The organism is Streptomyces sp. NPDC006552 (assembly GCF_040611655.1).
GTDB lineage: Bacteria > Actinomycetota > Actinomycetes > Streptomycetales > Streptomycetaceae > Streptomyces.
This window is the reverse complement of record NZ_JBEXOS010000010.1, coordinates 112,927-128,952: the sequence shown is the minus strand read 5'-3', so window position 1 is coordinate 128,952 and position 16,026 is coordinate 112,927. Positions and strand designations below refer to the sequence as shown.

Genomic DNA, 16,026 nt, shown 5'->3' with positions numbered 1-16,026 from the left:
ATGACGGACGGTGCAGCCGTGCAGACTGAGCCCATGACGACAAGGACGGAGCGGGGCACCGCCGCCGCGGAGGCGGCCAGGAAGGTCGAGGAGCGCTGGGCCAACTTCCACCGCTACGGCCCCTGGGGCCTGCTCGGTGTCGGCATCGGCCTGTCCGCCGCCACGGCCGACGTCACCGGCATGGACCGCACCGACTGGTACGTCTTCGTCCCGCTCTCCGCCGCCGCGGTCGTCCTCCAGCTGTGGTGGGGCCGGGCGATGCGCACCAGGCCGGGCCCGACCCGCGCGGGCGCCTGCTACTACTGGATCCGCTGGGCGCTCTCCTTCGTCGGCTCCCTCATCAACCCGTTCTACGTCTTCTACGCGGCCTGCGGCTACTTCGACTCCGAGCGGCTGCTCTCCCGGCGGCAGGTCAGGCCCGGGGTCTTCGCGGCCGTCGTCGTCGTGGCCGGCTCCCAGTCCGGCGGGCTGCCACCGGAGAACGCGGCGGGCTGGGCCCTGTTCGGCGGACTGCTGGCGGTCAACTCCGTCCTCGTCGGGTTCATGGGCCAGATCAACCACAAGGAGCAGGAGCAGGCCCGGGTCCAGATCGAGACCATCGGCGAGCTGGAGCGCACCAACGCCGCGCTCCAGCAGGCCATGGACGAGAACGCGCAACTTCACGCCCAACTCCTCGTCCAGGCACGGGAGGCCGGCGTCGCCGACGAACGCCGCCGGCTCGCCGCCGAGATCCACGACACCATCGCGCAGGGCCTGACCGGGATTATCGCCCAGCTCCAGGTCGTCGCGAACGCCCCCACCCTGGCGGTCGCCCGCGAGCACCTCGACCGGGCCTCGGCGCTCGCCCGGCACAGCCTCGGCGAGGCCCGCCGCTCCGTGCACAACCTCTCGCCCGCCGCCCTCGCCGACGCCACCCTGGCCGAGGCGCTGAAGAAGACCGTCGCCGAATGGGCCGGGCGCACGGGGGTGCGCGCCGAGTTCACCCTCACCGGCACCGCCGAGCCGCTCCACGACGAGATCGAGGCGAGCCTGCTGCGCATCGCGGAGGAGGCCTTGTCGAACGCGGCCCGGCACGCGCACGCGACCCGGCTCGGCGTCACCCTCTCCTTCATGGCGGGCGAGGTCACCCTCGACGTGCGCGACGACGGCCGCGGCTTCGACCCGATCGCCCTGCCCGCCCGCACCGGCACCGCGGGGTTCGGCCTCGACGGCATGCGGGCCCGCGCCGAACGCCTCGCGGGCGACGTCACCATCGAGTCGGAGCCGGGCGGCGGCACGGCGATCTCGGTTCGCGTACCGTTGGTCCGCCATGACGACTGACCCCGCGACGCCCGCCCCCATCACGCTCCTGATCGTCGACGACCACCCCGTCGTCCGCGACGGCCTGCGCGGCATGTTCGACTCCGCCGACGGTTTCACGGTCCTCGGCGAGGCGGCGAACGGCGTCGAGGGAGTCGCCCGCACCGCCGAACTCGACCCGGACGTCGTCCTGATGGACCTGCGCATGCCCGGCGGAAACGGGGTCGACGCGATCAAGGAGCTGACCCGCCGCGGTGCCCGCGCCCGCGTCCTGGTCCTGACCACGTACGACACCGACTCGGACACGCTGCCCGCGATCGAGGCGGGCGCCACCGGCTACCTCCTCAAGGACGCCCCGCGCGAGGAGCTGTTCACCGCCGTGCGCGCCGCCGCCGGGGGCCGTACCGTCCTCTCCCCGGCGGTCGCCTCCCGCCTGGTCACCGCGGTGCGCACCCCCGCCGCCCCCGCCGACGCGACCCTCTCGGCCCGCGAACGCGAGGTCCTCGTCCTGGTCGCCCGGGGCACCTCGAACAAGGAGATCGCCCGCGAGCTGTTCATCAGCGAGGCGACGGTGAAGACCCACCTCACACACGTCTACGCCAAGCTCGGCGTCAAGGACCGCGCGGCCGCGGTGGCGGCGGCGTACGACCGCAAGATCCTCGGCTAGTCCCGGCCCCTAACGGATCTGCTCCGGCGTCACGGTCACCCACCGCTTGTCGGCGGTGACCTTCTGCCCCAGCTCCTTCTGCCGCCGCACACCGTCCGCCTTCATGGCGGTCAGCTCCTTCATGGAGCTGTCCTTGCGGTTCACCCACACCCGGACCCCGCCGCGCGCCACGTCCACCGACCGGAACAGCATCGGCCCGTCGCTCCTGGGCGTGTCCCCGGCGGCGAGCACCGGCTTCTTCCAGGCGTCGATGTACGTGCTGATCGCGGCGGGCTTGCCCTCGTACCAGGTGGCGGGCGCCCACAATGTGGACGTCAACTCCCGGTCCGCCAGCGCCTTCTGGTCGAACGTCCCGGCCGCGATCTCCTTGCGGGAGCTGGTCACCGCCCCCGTCCGCCGGTCCTTCAGCAGGGCGGCGACGCCGAGCACGTTCTCCGGCTTCACGTCATAGCCGTACTTCGGATCGGCGAGCACCATCCGTACGAGGTCCTCGCTCGCGGCGCTCACCACGTACACCTCGATGCCGTGCGAGCGCAGCGCGTGGTACAGCTCCCGCATCCCCGCCGAGAACTCCGGCGGCCTCGCCCCGCCCGGCAGCGATCCCTTGTAGGCCAGCAGTTCGTCGACGTACCCCTTGAGCTGCTTCAGCGTGAACCCGGCGAAGATCTGCGCGGCCCACGGATAGCAGACCTGGTCGTCGACCTCGCACAGCCGGCCGTAGTACTCGGTCAGGGTCTCCTGGTGCGTGGCCGTGTCCTTGAAGGGGATCACCTTCAGCGACGGATCCATGGTGGACCGCGTCAGGACGCCCTTCTTCTCCAGGAACGGCAGCAGCGACTCCTCCAGGTCGTTGCGGTAGGACGTGTTGTCCGCGTCGAAGGCCGCGTACGCGCCCTGGTCGCGGTGGGCGACGATCACCCGGGCGAGCTGTGCGGCTTGGCGCCGCGGCCAGTGCTTCAGTTCGGCGGTCACTTTCCGGACGGCGGTGTCGTCACGGGCCGCCGCGGCGGTGGCGTCGGCCCCCGGCCACAGCACCGCCGTGGCCAGGGCCGCGGTGAGGGCGGCGGCTGCGGCGCCGAGCAGGGCGGGCTTCTTGCGCAGGGAGGCTCTGCTGGTGAGGTTCACGGCGGGTCAGGGTAGGGCGGCCCCGGCCCCCCACGCCATGATCGAACTCACCGTGGCCCAACGGCATGTACCTGCCGGGCCCGGGTAGCCACGGTGCCCGGCTGTCACGCGGTTCGTCGGCTGCCGGCCGGTGGGAAAAGACTTCGGCTGACGCGCCGTCGTGGTTGCTCGCGCAGTTCCCCGCGCCCCTGAAATGCGCACTACGTGCGCCACCTCATCGGCGCCCCTGGGGCGCAAGCCCCTCAGGGGCGCGGGGAACTGCGCGAGAAGTCCCACCCACCCGGCACTTACCACCGCACCCGAAGCAACAGCACCGTCCGCCCCGGCACCAGAACAACCGCCCCCGCCGCATGCACCACCCCGGCCCCCGCCCCCTGCCCCTCAAGCCCCGTATCGACCACCACCTCGTACGACTCCGCCCAGGGCCGCCCGGGCAGCACGAACTCCACCGGCAGGTGCCCCGCGTGCAGGACGGCCAGGAAACTCTCGTCCACGACGGGCTCGCCCCGCGCGTCCCGACCGGGAATGTCCCGCCCGGACAGGTACATGCCGAGCGTGGCGGCGGGCGCGTACCAGTCGCCCTCCGTCATCTCCGTGCCCCGCGCCGTGAACCAGGCCAGGTCCCGCAACCCGTCCGCGGACCGCGCCCGCCCGGAGAAGAACGCTCCGCGCCGCAGCACCGGATGCGCGTGCCGCAGCGCGATCAGCCGGGAGGTGAGGTCGCACAGGGCCCGCCAGCCGGGATCCTCCAGCAGGCCCCAGTCGACCCAGCTGACCTCGTTGTCCTGGCAGTACGCGTTGTTGTTGCCGCCCTGGGTGCGCCCGAACTCGTCGCCCGCGACGAGCATCGGCACCCCCGTCGACAGCAGCAGCGTCGTCAGCAGGTTCCGCAGCTGGCGCCGGCGCAGCTCCCGGACGGGCTCCGCGTCGCTCTCGCCCTCGGCCCCGCAGTTCCAGGACCGGTTGTCGTCCGAGCCGTCCCGGTTGCCCTCGCCGTTCGCCTCGTTGTGCTTGCGCTCGTAGGTCACCAGGTCGCGCAGGGTGAACCCGTCGTGCGCGGTGATGAAGTTGACCGAGGCGTACGGGCGCCGCCCGCCCCACGCGTACAGGTCGCTCGACCCGGAGAGCCGGTACCCCAGATCCCGTACGTCCGGCAGCGCCCCGCGCCAGAAGTCCCGTACGGCGTCGCGGTAGCGGTCGTTCCACTCCGTCCACAGCGGGGGGAACGCGCCGACCTGGTAGCCGCCCGAGCCCACGTCCCACGGCTCCGCGATCAGCTTCACGCGCCGCAGCACCGGGTCCTGCGCGATGACCGCGAGGAACGGCGAGAGCATGTCGACGTCGTGCATGGACCGGGCGAGCGCCGCCGCCAGGTCGAAGCGGAAGCCGTCGACGCCCATCTCCGTCACCCAGTAGCGCAGCGAGTCGGTGATCAGGCGCAGCACCTGCGGCTGCACCACGTGCAGGGTGTTGCCGCAGCCCGTGTAGTCGGTGTACCGCCGCGCGTCCCCTTGCAGCCGGTAGTAGCCACGGTTGTCGATGCCCTTGAGCGAGAGCGTCGGGCCCAGCTCACCCGCCTCCGCCGTGTGGTTGTAGACGACGTCGAGGATGACCTCGATCCCCGCGTCGTGCAGCGCCCGCACCATCCGCCTGAACTCGTCGACCTGCTGCCCGCCGGTGCCGGACGCCGCGTACGCCGCGTGCGGGGCGAAGTAGCCGATCGAGTTGTAGCCCCAGTAGTTCTTCAGGCCCCGGCGCAGCAGATGGTCCTCGTGCGCGAACTGGTGCACCGGCAGCAGCTCCACGGCGGTCACCCCGAGCCGGGTGAGGTGCTCGAGCGCGGCGGGGTGGGCCAGGCCCGCGTACGTGCCCCGCAGCTCCTCGGGGATCCCCGGGTGCCGGCGCGTGAAGCCGCGTACGTGCAGCTCGTAGAGGACCGAGTCCGACCACGGTGTCTTCGGCCGCCGGTCGTCCACCCACTCGTCGCCGGGCGCGTCGTCGTGGACCACGACCCCCTTGGGGACGTACGGGGCCGAGTCCCGGTCGTCGCGGACGGTGTCGGCCACGTGCTGCTGGGGCCAGTCCCGTACGTGCCCGTACACCTCGGGCGGCAGGGTGAACTCCCCGTCCACGGCCCGCGCGTACGGATCGAGGAGCAGCTTCGCCGGGTTCCACCGGGCGCCCGTCCACGGGTCCCAGCGGCCGTGCACCCGGAAGCCGTACCGCTGCCCGGGCCGCACACCCGGCACGAACCCGTGCCAGATCTCGTGCGTCAACTCGGTCAGCCGCGCCCGCTGTTCACGTCCCTGGTCGTCGAAGAGGCACACCTCGACGCCCTCGGCGCCACCGGCCCACAGCGCGAAGTTCGTCCCCGCCACCCCGTCCGGGCCGACCCGGAAGCGGGCGCCGAGCGGCGTGGGCGCCCCCGGCCACACCCGGCCGGCCGGCCGGGCGAGCCCAGGCTCCCGGCCGTGCGGTGCCGGGGCGCGCCCTGCCGGCCTCCCGTTCCCCGTCCGCCCGGCCGGCACGCCGGCCTGCACTGCCTCCTGCTCGGGTGCGCTCGACACCTGACAGCCTCCCGCGGCTCCACGACGGATGGGCGACGGGGGCCTCGGGCGTCCCGGCCGCGCTGCCCCCGCGTCCCCTCCCCACTGTTCTGCCCACCGCTCGGCTCGCACTCACGTTTCCCGGGCAGGGGGAGCGTCGTTGGCGTGAGGTGAGAACAGCTGTGAGGCGCGCGCGGCGCGCAGGGGCGGCCCTGGCCGCCGTACTGACCTGGGCGGGGCTGGCCGGCGGGCTCGCCGGATGCGACACGGGCGCGAGCTTCGGCAAGCCGCGCACGCCCGGGGAGCTGATCCGCGTCACCCCGCACGACACGGCCCGGGGCGTGCGGGCCGGTGCGCGGCTCGCGGTCGAGGTCGCCGAGGGCCGCCTGGAGTCGGTGAAGGTGGTCCGGGTCCAGGACGCGCGGGAGGAGGCGGTGGCCGGGCGCCTTGAGGAGAACGGCAGGCGCTGGCGGCCCACGGGACCGGGCGCGGACCGGCTGACGCCCGCCGCGAAGTACACCGTCGACGCGGTCGCCGTCGACGGCGACGGCCACCGGGCGGCGCGCCGCACCACGTTCACCACGTCCGTCCCCGGCGAGCGCTTCATCGGCTACGTGACGCCCGAGAACCGCGCGACGGTCGGCACCGGCATGATCGTGAAGCTGGAGTTCAACCGGGAGATCGACGACCGCGCCGCCGTCGAGCGCGGCATCCGCGTCACCTCCCGGCCCGCCGTGCCCATCGCCCCGCACTGGTTCGGCAGGACGCGCCTCGACTTCCGCCCGGAGAAGTACTGGCGGCCAGGAACCGAGGTCACCGTCGCCCTCGATCTGCGCGACGTGGAGGCGGCCCGCGGCGTCTACGGCCTCCAGCGCAAGTCCTTCGAGTTCACCGTCGGCCGCAGCCAGGTCAGCCTGGTCGACGCCCGGCGCCACACCATGCAGGTCCGCAAGGACGGCCGGCTGCTGGCCACGCTGCCGGTCACGGCGGGGGCGCCGCGCTCGACGACGTACAACGGCAAGATGGTCGTCTCCGAGATGCTCGACGTGACCCGGATGAACAGCCGCACGGTCGGCTTCGGCGGCGAGTACGACATCCCGGACGTGCCGCACGCGATCCGGCTCACCGACTCCGGCACGTTCCTGCACGGAAACTACTGGTCGGGCGGGGTCTTCGGGTCCCGGAACGTCAGCCACGGCTGCGTCGGGCTGCGCGATGTGAAGGGCGGTAGCCCGCTCACCCCGGCGGGCTGGTTCTTCGACCGCACGCTCATCGGCGACGTCGTCGAGGTGACCGGCAGCGCCGACAGGGAAGTGGCTCCCGACAACGGGCTCGGGGGCTGGAACATGGACTGGGCGCGGTGGCGGGCCGGGGGTGCGACGGGCCCGTGACCCCGGGCCCGCGAAATGGGCGGCGCCGCCCGGGCGTTGGGACGGAACGGTGACATTACCGGGGATCCGTTTCCCCAGGTCGTGCGGTTAATCTTGCGCAGTGCGCGCATGGACGCGCAGGGGTGCGGGCCTTGGACCGAGGCCGTGCGAGGGGAGAGAACATCGTGAACGGGCGACGACCGATATCGGCGGCTCTGCTGGGGGCGGCACTGCTGCTCGTCACCGCCTGCGGGGGCGGGGGCGGTACGGGCGACGAGGGCGAGGGGAAGTCCGGCCGGGCGCAGGCGCAGCAGCCTTCGCAGGCCGTCGTGACCGTGGCGCCGAAGGACGGTGCCGACTCCGTCGCCACCAGCGGGGCCCTCGAGGTCACCGCGGCCAAGGGCAGGCTGACCGAGGTGAAGGTCACCGACTCCAAGGGCAATCCCGTCGCGGGTGACATCACCGGCGGCACCAGCTGGACCCCGGCGCACCACCTGGCCGCGTCGACCACGTACAAGGTGCACGCGGTGGCCGAGGACGGGAAGGGCCGGGTGTCGGCCAAAGAGTCCACGTTCACCACGCTGACCCCGAAGAACACCTTCGTCGGGACCTTCACCCCCGAGGACGGCTCGAAGGTCGGCGTCGGGATGCCGTTCTCGATCCGCTTCACGCGGGGCATCACGCACCCCGAGGACGTCGAGAAGGCGATCACGGTGAAGACCGAGCCCGCCGTCCCGGTCGAGCCGCACTGGTTCGGCAACGACCGCATCGACTTCCGCCCCGAGAAGTACTGGGCGTCCGGCACGAAGGTCACGGTCAAGCTGAACCTCGACGGCGTCGAGGGCCGCCCCGGCGTCTACGGCAAGCAGGTCCGCACGGTGGCGTTCACCATCGGCCGCAGCCAGGTCTCCACGGTCGACGCCAAGACGCACATGATGACGGTCAAGCGCGACGGCAAGACCCTGAAGAAGGTCCCGGTCACCACGGGCAAGCCCGGGTACGAGACCTGGGAGGGCCAGATGGTCATGAGCGAGAAGCTCGCGGTGACCCGGATGAACGGGGAGACGGTCGGCTACGGCGGCGAGTACGACATCAAGGACGTCCCGCACGCCATCCGCCTGACCGACTCCGGCACCTTCATCCACGGCAACTACTGGGGCGGCGACGCCTTCGGCAACTACAACGCGAGCCACGGCTGCGTCGGCCTGCGCGACGTCCGCGGCGGTTACGACAGCAAGGTCGCCGCGGCCTGGTTCTTCAACCAGTCGATGGTCGGCGACGTGGTGATCGTCAAGAACACCCACGACAAGACGGTAGCGCCCGAGAACGGCTTCAACGGCTGGAACATGGACTGGGAGCAGTGGAAGAAGTAGGGCGCCGCCCCACCCCGCGGTGAACGGCCGCTAACCTGCGGGCCATGACCGTACACCTGGAAATCGCCGACGGGGTGGGGACGATCCGCCTCGACCGCCCGCCGATGAACGCCCTGGACGTCGCCGTCCAGGACCGCATCAAGGAACTGGCAGAAGAGGCCGCGGCCCGTAGTGACGTACGGGCCGTGGTCGTCCGCGGCAGTGAGAAGGTCTTCGCGGCCGGCGCGGACATCAAGGAGATGCAGGCCATGGACCACGCGGCCATGGTCGGCCGGGCCCGCGCGCTCCAGGACTCCTTCACCGCGGTCGCCCGCATCCCCAAGCCCGTCGTCGCCGCCGTCACCGGCTACGCGCTGGGCGGCGGCTGCGAGCTGGCGCTCTGCGCCGACTTCCGGATCGCCGCCGACAACGCCAAGCTCGGCCAGCCGGAGATCCTGCTCGGCCTGATCCCCGGCGCGGGCGGCACCCAGCGCCTGGCCCGGCTGGTCGGCCCGTCCCGGGCCAAGGACCTGATCTTCACCGGCCGGCAGGTGAAGGCGGACGAGGCGCTCGCCCTCGGCCTCGTGGACCGTGTCGTCCCGGCCGCCGAGGTCTTCACGGCGGCGCACGCCTGGGCCGCGAAGCTCGCGCAGGGTCCGGCGATCGCGCTGCGCGCGGCCAAGGAGTCCATCGACGCCGGCCTGGAGACGGACCTGGAGACCGGGCTCGCCATCGAACGCACCTGGTTCGCAGGTCTGTTCGCCACCGAGGACCGCGAGAGTGGAATGCGCAGTTTCGTGGAGGACGGTCCGGGCAAGGCGAAGTTCGCCTGACGCCCTGTCCGTCCGGTGGGTCAACTCCCGCGCGACCGCGTCGAGTTGTCCCCGTCCCTCGTTGGAGCGCTTTATCCGGACCTTAAGAGAGCCTTAAGCGCACCTTGTCCGTGATGCTCGCCTATCGGTCGCATACGTTAAGTCATCGCAGGTCAGCGCGGGTATTTGGGCTCCTTGAGTGCCTGTGGCACATGCCGAACCGACCCCCCGGAATGAGGCGTTCCGGGGGGCTTATTCGGCCGGAACGGCCCCACGCCCCCGACTCTGCGGCCATCATGGGGACATGGCGGGGCTTGAGGGTGTCGAACATCCGCGACGGCACGGCAGGAGTGCGACAGCGGCGCGCTGGTCTCCCGCGGTCGAGGACGAATACGCGCTGCGCGCGCTGGAGTTGTTCGGAAATCCGACCGAGGCGGAGGTCTGTCTGCCGTCGCGCCCGGAATCGGCCGCGACCGCCCGCCGGCTCGCCCAGGTCGTCATCCTGCGTCAGTGGGCCCTCTCCCCGAAGATGACCGAGGACGCGGTCCTGCTCGTCTCCGAGCTGGTGGGCAACGCGGTGCGGCACACCGGCGCCCGCGTCTTCGGCCTGCGCATGCTGCGCCGCCGCGGCTGGGTCCGGGTGGAGGTGCGCGACCCCTCGCGCGGCCTGCCGTGCCTGATGCCCGTGCAGGTCTCCGACGTCTCCGGCCGCGGGCTCTTCCTCGTCGACAAACTCTCCGACCGGTGGGGCGCCGACCTGCTGCCGCGCGGCAAGACGACCTGGTTCGAGATGCGGGTCGCCGACCGCTGAACCGGCCGCGTCCCGGGCCCGCTCGCACGAAAGCCCCCGTTCTCGCCGTCGTACGGCGCCGCGGGGGCTTTCATGGGTGCGCCGCGAACAGGGGGGGGTGTAGTCCGCGGCGTCTGACGACGACCTGGCCCGGGTCAATGGGGGTCGTGGCACCGATCATGGCAGACCGGCCCGGCAGGCACCAAATGAATCGATGGTGACGTGGGCCACGGGCCTCGCAAATGAAGAATAAATACACCCCGCATCCAGTATTCATTAAGGCTGCCGGGTCGGTATGAGGTTTTTGTCCGCTGTTCCCGTTCAATGGGCGGGATGACCACGGCAGAACCGATCCGACGCCGCTCGGCGCTGCGCCTCGGCGCCGGGCTCACCGCCGCCCTCACCACCGGCTGCGCCGCCGAGCACCGGGCGCCCGCGCCGGCGCCCGCCGCCCACTCCGCCTCCCCGTCGCCCGCCCCCGCCGCCCCCGGCCCGCGGCGCCTGCCCGGCCTGCCCGCCGAGATCGACCACGGCCCGCGCACCGGCGGCCGGGTCGCCCTCACCTTCCACGGCCAGGGCGATCCCGCCGTCGCGCACGCCGTCCTGAAGGAAGCCGAACGGGCCGGCGCCCACGTCACCGTGCTCGCCGTCGGCACCTGGCTCGACGAGCACCCCGCCGTCGCCCGGCGCATCCTCGACGGCGGCCACGACCTGGGCAACCACACCCTGCACCACCGCACCGTCAACGCCCTGCCCGAGGCCGAGGCGTACGCCGAGATCACCGGCTGCGCCGACCGCCTGCGCCGCCTCACCGGCTCCATCGGCACCTGGTTCCGGCCCTCGCGCACCCAGCGGGCGACCCCGCTCGTCGTCCGCCTCGCCCAGCGCGCCGGCTACCCGCACGTCCTGTCCTACGACGTCGACTCGCTGGACCACACCTCGCCCGGCCCCGACGCCGTCGTCGCCACCGTCTCCGCGGCCGTCCGGCCCGGCTCGGTCGTCAGCATGCACTTCGGCTACCGGGACACCATCGCCGCCCTGCCACCCCTCCTGGACCACCTCGACCACCGCGGACTGACCGCGGTGACCTGCACGGAGCTGCTCACGTGAACCTCACCCCGACCCCCTCCCCGAAGGCCCGCCCGGCCCGGCGCCGCGGCGTGCTGCTCGCCGTCGCCGTCACCGCGGCCCTCGCCGCGCTGGCCGGCTGCGGCGGCCACGACCCCGCGGAGCACGGCGCCCGCGGAGCCGTCAAGGCGCCCGAGCCGGCCCAGCCGGCGGCGACGAAGCGGCAGGCCCCGCCCGGTCTTCCCGGCATGCCGCCCGTCCTGGACCCCAAGGACGTGTACGCGGCGGACCGGGCCGGCAAGCTCTCGCCGGTGGTGAAGGACTTCCCGTCCCGGGTCTACGTGCCCAACACCGAGTCCGACACGGTCACCGTCATCGACCCGAAGACGTACAAGGTCATCCAGACCATCCCGGTCGGGCACCAGCCCCAGCACGTCGTGCCGTCCTGGGACCTGAAGACGCTGTGGGTCAACAACAACCGCGGGCACACGCTGACCCCCATCGACCCGAAGACCGGCAAGGCGGGCCGCCCGGTCGACGTGCACGACCCCTACAACCTGTACTTCACCCCCGACGGCAAGTACGCCGTCGTGATGGCCTCGCTCGACCGCCAGCTGGTCTTCCGCGACCCGCACACCATGAAGGTGAAGCACACCGAGCCCGTCAGCTGCTACGGCGTCAACCACGCCGACTTCTCGCCCGACGGCCGTTACTTCATCGTGAGCTGCGAGTTCAGCGGCGAACTCCTCAAGGTCGACACGGCCCGCATGAAGGTCGTCGCCCAGCAGAAGCTGCCCTTCCAGGGCGCGATGCCGCAGGACGTGAAGATCTCGCCCGACGGCAAGAAGTTCTACGTCGCCGACATGATGGCCGACGGGATGTGGGTCCTGGACGGCGACACCTTCTCCAAGCCCACCCTGCTGCCGACCGGCAAGGGCACCCACGGCCTCTACGTCAGCCGCGACTCCAAGGAGATGTACGTCTCCAACCGCGGCGAGGGCTCCATCTCCGTCTTCGACTTCGCGCGCAACCAGGTGACGAAGAAGTGGAAGCTGCCCGGGGGCGGCAGCCCCGACATGGGCGGCGTCTCGGTGGACGGCAACACGCTGTGGCTCTCGGGCCGCTACGACTCCGAGGTGTACGCCATCGACACCCGCACGGGCGCCCAGGTGGCCCGCATCCCGGTCGGCCGCGGCCCGCACGGCCTCGCGGTCTACCCCCAGCCGGGCCGCTACTCGCTCGGCCACACCGGCATCTTCCGCTAGGTACTCACCCGTCGCCGGGCAGCAGCAGCGCCTCCGAGCCCACCGGGCGGTACCCCGCCGCCTGGAACACCCGGACACTGCGCGCGTTGCCCGGCGACTGCTGCGACCAGACATGCTCCGACGGCACCAGATGGCGGGCGGCGAGCGCCAGTTGCCGCCCGGTGCCCCGGTGGCGCACCTCCTCGGCCACCTCGATCGCGGCCTCCCAGCGGCCGCCGACCCCGCGCCCCAGCACCAGGACCCCGCCCGGCGCCTCCCACATCCGCACCTCGTCCCGGCGGGCGAGCGCCCGCACCACCCGGGGGTGCTCCCGGTCCCTGACCTCGCCCAGGGCGAGCGGCGGCGGACCACTGAGCGCTGGCGCCACCGTCAGCAGGTCGATCGTGTCGTGGAGGCGGCCCGTGCGGTCCATGAACGCGGTGAGGAACCGCGGGTTCATCGACGCGGCCAGCGGATCGCACCCCGTCGCCGCCAGCGCCTCGCGCACCCAGCTCTCCGGCTCGTCCGTGAAGACCACGGTGTGCGCCGTGAACGCGAGCACCCCCGCGTCCCGCGCGTCCGTCTGCGCCACCACCGTCGTCGTCCCGTCCGGCGGCGGGAAGACACCCTTGGCCGCCGCGTCGAGCATGTCCCGCAGATCCACCCTGGCTCCTCGCTGGGGTCCGCACCCCTTCGCGGGCCCGGACTCCCCGGCCCCGGCCCCGCACGACGGTACGCGCCGCACCGCGGGCCCGGCCCGCCGGATAATCTGGGCCCGTCAACACAGCAGTACGTAAACGAGGGGTGGTCCCGGTGGCGGACATCGAGGAAGCACGCAAGGCGTTCGAGCGGTTCGACGCGGACGGCGACGGGTTCGTCACGGCGGCCGAGTACAAGAGCGCCATGGCGCAGATGGGCGACTTCAACGTCACCGAGGCGGTGGCCGAGGTGCTCATCGCCCGCCAGGACGCCAACGGGGACAAGCTCCTCTCCTTCGACGAGTTCTGGGCCAACCTCAACAAGGGCTGAGCACAGACTCCGTCCGCCGGGCCGGGAGCCGCGCGCTCCCGGCCCGGCGGACGTGTGTCCGCTCAACGCGTGGCGCGCCCCGCCCGGTTCACCGCGGAGAGCACCGCCCGCACGGAGGCGGTCAGCACCGACGTCGACCGGGCCGCGCCCCACGCGTGCGCCGCGCCGACCCGGCAGTGCACATAGGCGACCGCCTCGCTGTCCGGGCCCGCCGTCAGCCCGTGCTGGGTGAAGGACTCGATGCTCACGTCGAGCCCGGCCGCGCGCAGCGCGTCGGTGAAGGCGGCCAGCGGCCCGTTCCCCTTGCCGTCCAGCTCCCGGACGGTGCCGTCGATCCCGGCCGTGCCGGTGAAGCGGTGCACCGCGCCGTCCTGCCGGGTCGTCCAGTCGCCGAGCGCGACGGGCCCCTCGGCGTCCAGGTAGGCCGTGCGGAAGAGCGCGTACAGCTCGTCCGGGCTCGCCTCCCGGCCGCTGTCGTCCGTGGCCTCCTGCACCACGCGCGCGTACCCGGGCCGCATCCCTTGCGGCAGGTCGATGCCGTGGTGCTCCTTGAGCAGGTACGCCATGCCGCCCTTGCCGGACTGGGAGTTGACGCGGATCACCGCTTCGTACGTCCGTCCGACGTCGGCCGGGTCGATCGGCAGGTACGGCACCTGCCAGGGCTCGTCCGGGTGCGCGGCGCGGTGGGCCAGGCCCTTGCTGATGGCGTCCTGGTGGGTGCCGGAGAAGGCCGTGTGGACGAGGTCGCCGCCGTAGGGGTGGCGCGGGTGCACGGGGATGCGGTTGCAGTGCTCGACGGTCGCGCGCACCGCGTCGAGGTCCGAGAAGTCGATCATCGGGTCGACGCCCTGCGCGTACAGGTTCAGGGCGAGGGTCACCAGGTCGACGTTGCCGGTGCGCTCGCCGTTGCCGAACAGGCAGCCCTCCACGCGCTGGGCGCCGGCCAGGACGGCGAGTTCGGCGCAGGCGACGCCGGTGCCGCGGTCGTTGTGCGGGTGGACGGAGAGGATGACCGCCTCCCGCCGGTCCAGGTTCCGGTGGACGTACTCGATCTGGTCCGCGTAGATGTTCGGGGTGGCGATCTCCACCGTCGCGGGCAGGTTGTGGGTGACCGGGCGGTCCGGGCTCGCGTCCCACAGCGCGGTCAGCCGGTTGCAGAGGTCCAGGACGAAGTCCGGCTCGGTCAGGTTGAAGGTCTCCGGTGCGAACTGGAAGCGGATGTGCGCGTCCGGCCGGCCGTCGGCGAGGCGTGCCATGTGCTCGGCGGCCTCCCGCACCGTCTGCCACACCTCGGCGCGGGACCGGCCGAGCACGACGTCGCGCCAGACCGGCGAGGTCGGGATGTACAGGTGCACGACCGCACGCGGCAGTCCCTCGATCGAGGCGAAGGTCCGCTCGATCAGCTCCTTCTTGGCCGGGGTGAAGACGACGGGCGTCACGTCGTCGGGCACGGCGCCGCCGCGCACCCGGTCCACCAGGTGCCGGACGAAGTCGAAGTCGGCGCGGCTCGCCGAGGGGTAGCCGACCTCGATCTCCTTGAACCCCATCGTCACCAGCAGGTCGAAGAGGCGGCGCTTGCGCGGGGTGTCCATCGGCTCGGCCAGCGCCTGGTTGCCGTCGCGCAGGTCGACCGGGACCCACAGCGGCGCCTCGGTGAACCGCCGGTCGGGCCAGCTCCGCTCCAGCCGGGGCACCTCGACGCGGTCCTGGTAGGGGAGGTAGCGGTGGAACGGCATGGGGCCGGGCCGCTGCGGATTCCAGCGGAAAGCGGTGCGGGCGGGCTCGGGACGGTCGTTCATGGGCGGGGCCTCTCTCGGCTCGGTCGGAGGGTGCGACCGGCAGCACGGCGCCCCGCGGCGGGGCGCCGGTCGCGTCAGGCCCCGCCGCGGCAGCCGAGAAGGAGAAGACCGCGGAACATGCTCGGTAGAGTAGCCACACCTCAGCTCCTCAGACAAGTACTCCTCAGACAAGTTGGGTCCACGACGATGACAGCGACGCCCCCGCCCCTCGGCCCAGTCCGCCCCAGCCCCCTGGTCGAACAGGCCGCCGACCGGCTGCGGGCCCGGATCGCCGAGGGCGCCTGGCCCGTCGGTGCCCGGCTGCCGGGCGAGACGACCCTCGCCAAGGAGCTCGGCGTCGGCCGCTCCACGGTCCGCGAGGCGCTGCGCGCGCTCGCCGGTGCCGGCATGGTGCGCGCGCGCCAGGGCGCGGGCGTCTTCGTCACGGCCCTGCGCCCGGTCGAGGACTGGCCGGCGCGGCTGCGCCGGGCGGCCGTCGGCGACGTCTACGAGGTGCGCACGCTGGTGGAGGTCCAGGCCGCGCGGCTCGCGGCCCAGCGGCGCACGGACGAGGATGTCGCGGCGATGCGGGCCGCGCTCGACGGACGGCGGGCCGCCGCGGGCGGCCCCGGGGACGCCTTCGTCGACGCCGATGTCGCCCTGCACGCGGCGGTCGTCGCGGCGGCGCACAACCCGGTCCTCACCGACCTGTTCACGCAGTTCGCCCCGGCCCTGCGGCAGGGGCTGATCGACCTCCTCGCGCTCGTCGACGTCCGGCGGGCCGAGCACGACCACGGGGACGCGGCGCACGCGGAGCTGGTGGAGGCGGTCGCGGCGGGCGACGCGGAGCGGGCCGGCCGGGTGGCGCACGCGGAACTGGCGGCGATCCAGGAGAAGTTGGCGGCCCGTCGGCCGGGCGCGGCCACCGGTTGAGGCCCCGTGTCAC

14 protein-coding genes are annotated in these 16,026 nt (G+C 72.8%); 10 read left to right on the top strand and 4 right to left on the bottom strand.

The window, feature by feature from the left end; translation table 11 throughout:
* The first annotated feature begins 33 nt into the window (after positions 1–33).
* Both ABZY33_RS09230 and ABZY33_RS09225 read left to right on the top strand, forming a co-directional pair.
* A complete protein-coding gene (locus ABZY33_RS09230; RefSeq protein ID WP_356490877.1) occupies positions 34–1,320 on the top strand; it encodes a sensor histidine kinase in 1,287 nt (428 codons plus the stop codon).
* A complete protein-coding gene (locus ABZY33_RS09225) occupies positions 1,310–1,966 on the top strand; it encodes a response regulator transcription factor (protein WP_356490876.1) in 657 nt (218 codons plus the stop codon). The genes ABZY33_RS09230 and ABZY33_RS09225 overlap by 11 nt, the downstream gene beginning before the upstream one ends.
* Before the next feature lie 9 nt (positions 1,967–1,975).
* Here the strand turns inward: ABZY33_RS09225 and ABZY33_RS09220 are convergent, their stop codons facing one another.
* Together ABZY33_RS09220 and glgX are read right to left on the bottom strand one after the other, a co-directional pair.
* Entirely contained in the window at positions 1,976–3,091 is a 1,116-nt protein-coding gene (locus ABZY33_RS09220) for an HAD family hydrolase (RefSeq protein ID WP_356490875.1), read from the bottom strand.
* A 287-nt stretch (positions 3,092–3,378) separates the two neighbouring features.
* Positions 3,379–5,658: a glycogen debranching protein GlgX gene (glgX, locus tag ABZY33_RS09215; protein ID WP_356490874.1), complete on the bottom strand. Its 2,280-nt coding sequence runs from the start codon at positions 5,656–5,658 to the stop codon at positions 3,379–3,381.
* A gap of 161 nt (positions 5,659–5,819) precedes the next feature.
* On the opposite strand from glgX, the gene ABZY33_RS09210 reads away from it, so the two are divergent.
* The 6 genes from ABZY33_RS09210 (at position 5,820) to ABZY33_RS09185 (ending at position 12,294) form a co-directional block, all read left to right on the top strand.
* The gene (locus ABZY33_RS09210) at positions 5,820–7,028 is read left to right on the top strand and encodes an Ig-like domain-containing protein (protein ID WP_356490873.1); all 1,209 of its coding nucleotides are present in this window, start codon (positions 5,820–5,822) and stop codon (positions 7,026–7,028) included.
* Between the two features lie 164 nt (positions 7,029–7,192).
* Entirely contained in the window at positions 7,193–8,380 is a 1,188-nt protein-coding gene (locus ABZY33_RS09205; RefSeq protein WP_356490872.1) for an Ig-like domain-containing protein, read from the top strand.
* A 44-nt stretch (positions 8,381–8,424) separates the two neighbouring features.
* Complete coding sequence (locus tag ABZY33_RS09200; protein WP_356490871.1) at positions 8,425–9,192, top strand: enoyl-CoA hydratase-related protein; 768 nt, start codon at positions 8,425–8,427, stop codon at positions 9,190–9,192.
* A gap of 283 nt (positions 9,193–9,475) precedes the next feature.
* The gene (locus ABZY33_RS09195; protein ID WP_356490870.1) at positions 9,476–9,982 is read left to right on the top strand and encodes an ATP-binding protein; all 507 of its coding nucleotides are present in this window, start codon (positions 9,476–9,478) and stop codon (positions 9,980–9,982) included.
* Positions 9,983–10,294: 312 nt separating this feature from the next.
* Positions 10,295–11,071: a polysaccharide deacetylase family protein gene (locus ABZY33_RS09190; protein WP_356490869.1), complete on the top strand. Its 777-nt coding sequence runs from the start codon at positions 10,295–10,297 to the stop codon at positions 11,069–11,071.
* Positions 11,072–11,121: 50 nt separating this feature from the next.
* Positions 11,122–12,294 carry a YncE family protein gene (locus tag ABZY33_RS09185; protein ID WP_356490900.1) on the top strand — a complete coding sequence of 391 codons (1,173 nt, stop codon included), beginning with the start codon at positions 11,122–11,124 and terminating at the stop codon, positions 12,292–12,294.
* Positions 12,295–12,298: 4 nt separating this feature from the next.
* Here the strand turns inward: ABZY33_RS09185 and ABZY33_RS09180 are convergent, their stop codons facing one another.
* On the bottom strand, positions 12,299–12,922 hold the full coding sequence (locus tag ABZY33_RS09180; protein ID WP_356490899.1) for a GNAT family N-acetyltransferase: 624 nt from the start codon (positions 12,920–12,922) through the stop codon (positions 12,299–12,301).
* 164 nt (positions 12,923–13,086) lie between these two features.
* Between ABZY33_RS09180 and ABZY33_RS09175 the strand changes: the two genes are divergently transcribed.
* Entirely contained in the window at positions 13,087–13,302 is a 216-nt protein-coding gene (locus ABZY33_RS09175) for an EF-hand domain-containing protein (RefSeq protein ID WP_356490868.1), read from the top strand.
* Between the two features lie 62 nt (positions 13,303–13,364).
* On the opposite strand, the gene leuA is transcribed toward ABZY33_RS09175, so the two are convergent.
* A complete protein-coding gene (leuA, locus tag ABZY33_RS09170) occupies positions 13,365–15,101 on the bottom strand; it encodes a 2-isopropylmalate synthase (protein ID WP_356490867.1) in 1,737 nt (578 codons plus the stop codon).
* 186 nt (positions 15,102–15,287) lie between these two features.
* Here leuA and ABZY33_RS09165 point away from each other — a divergent pair, with 186 nt between their 5' ends.
* Positions 15,288–16,013, top strand: a complete 726-nt coding sequence (locus ABZY33_RS09165) for an FCD domain-containing protein (RefSeq protein WP_356490866.1) — start codon at positions 15,288–15,290, stop codon at positions 16,011–16,013.
* Positions 16,014–16,026: the final 13 nt, after the last annotated feature.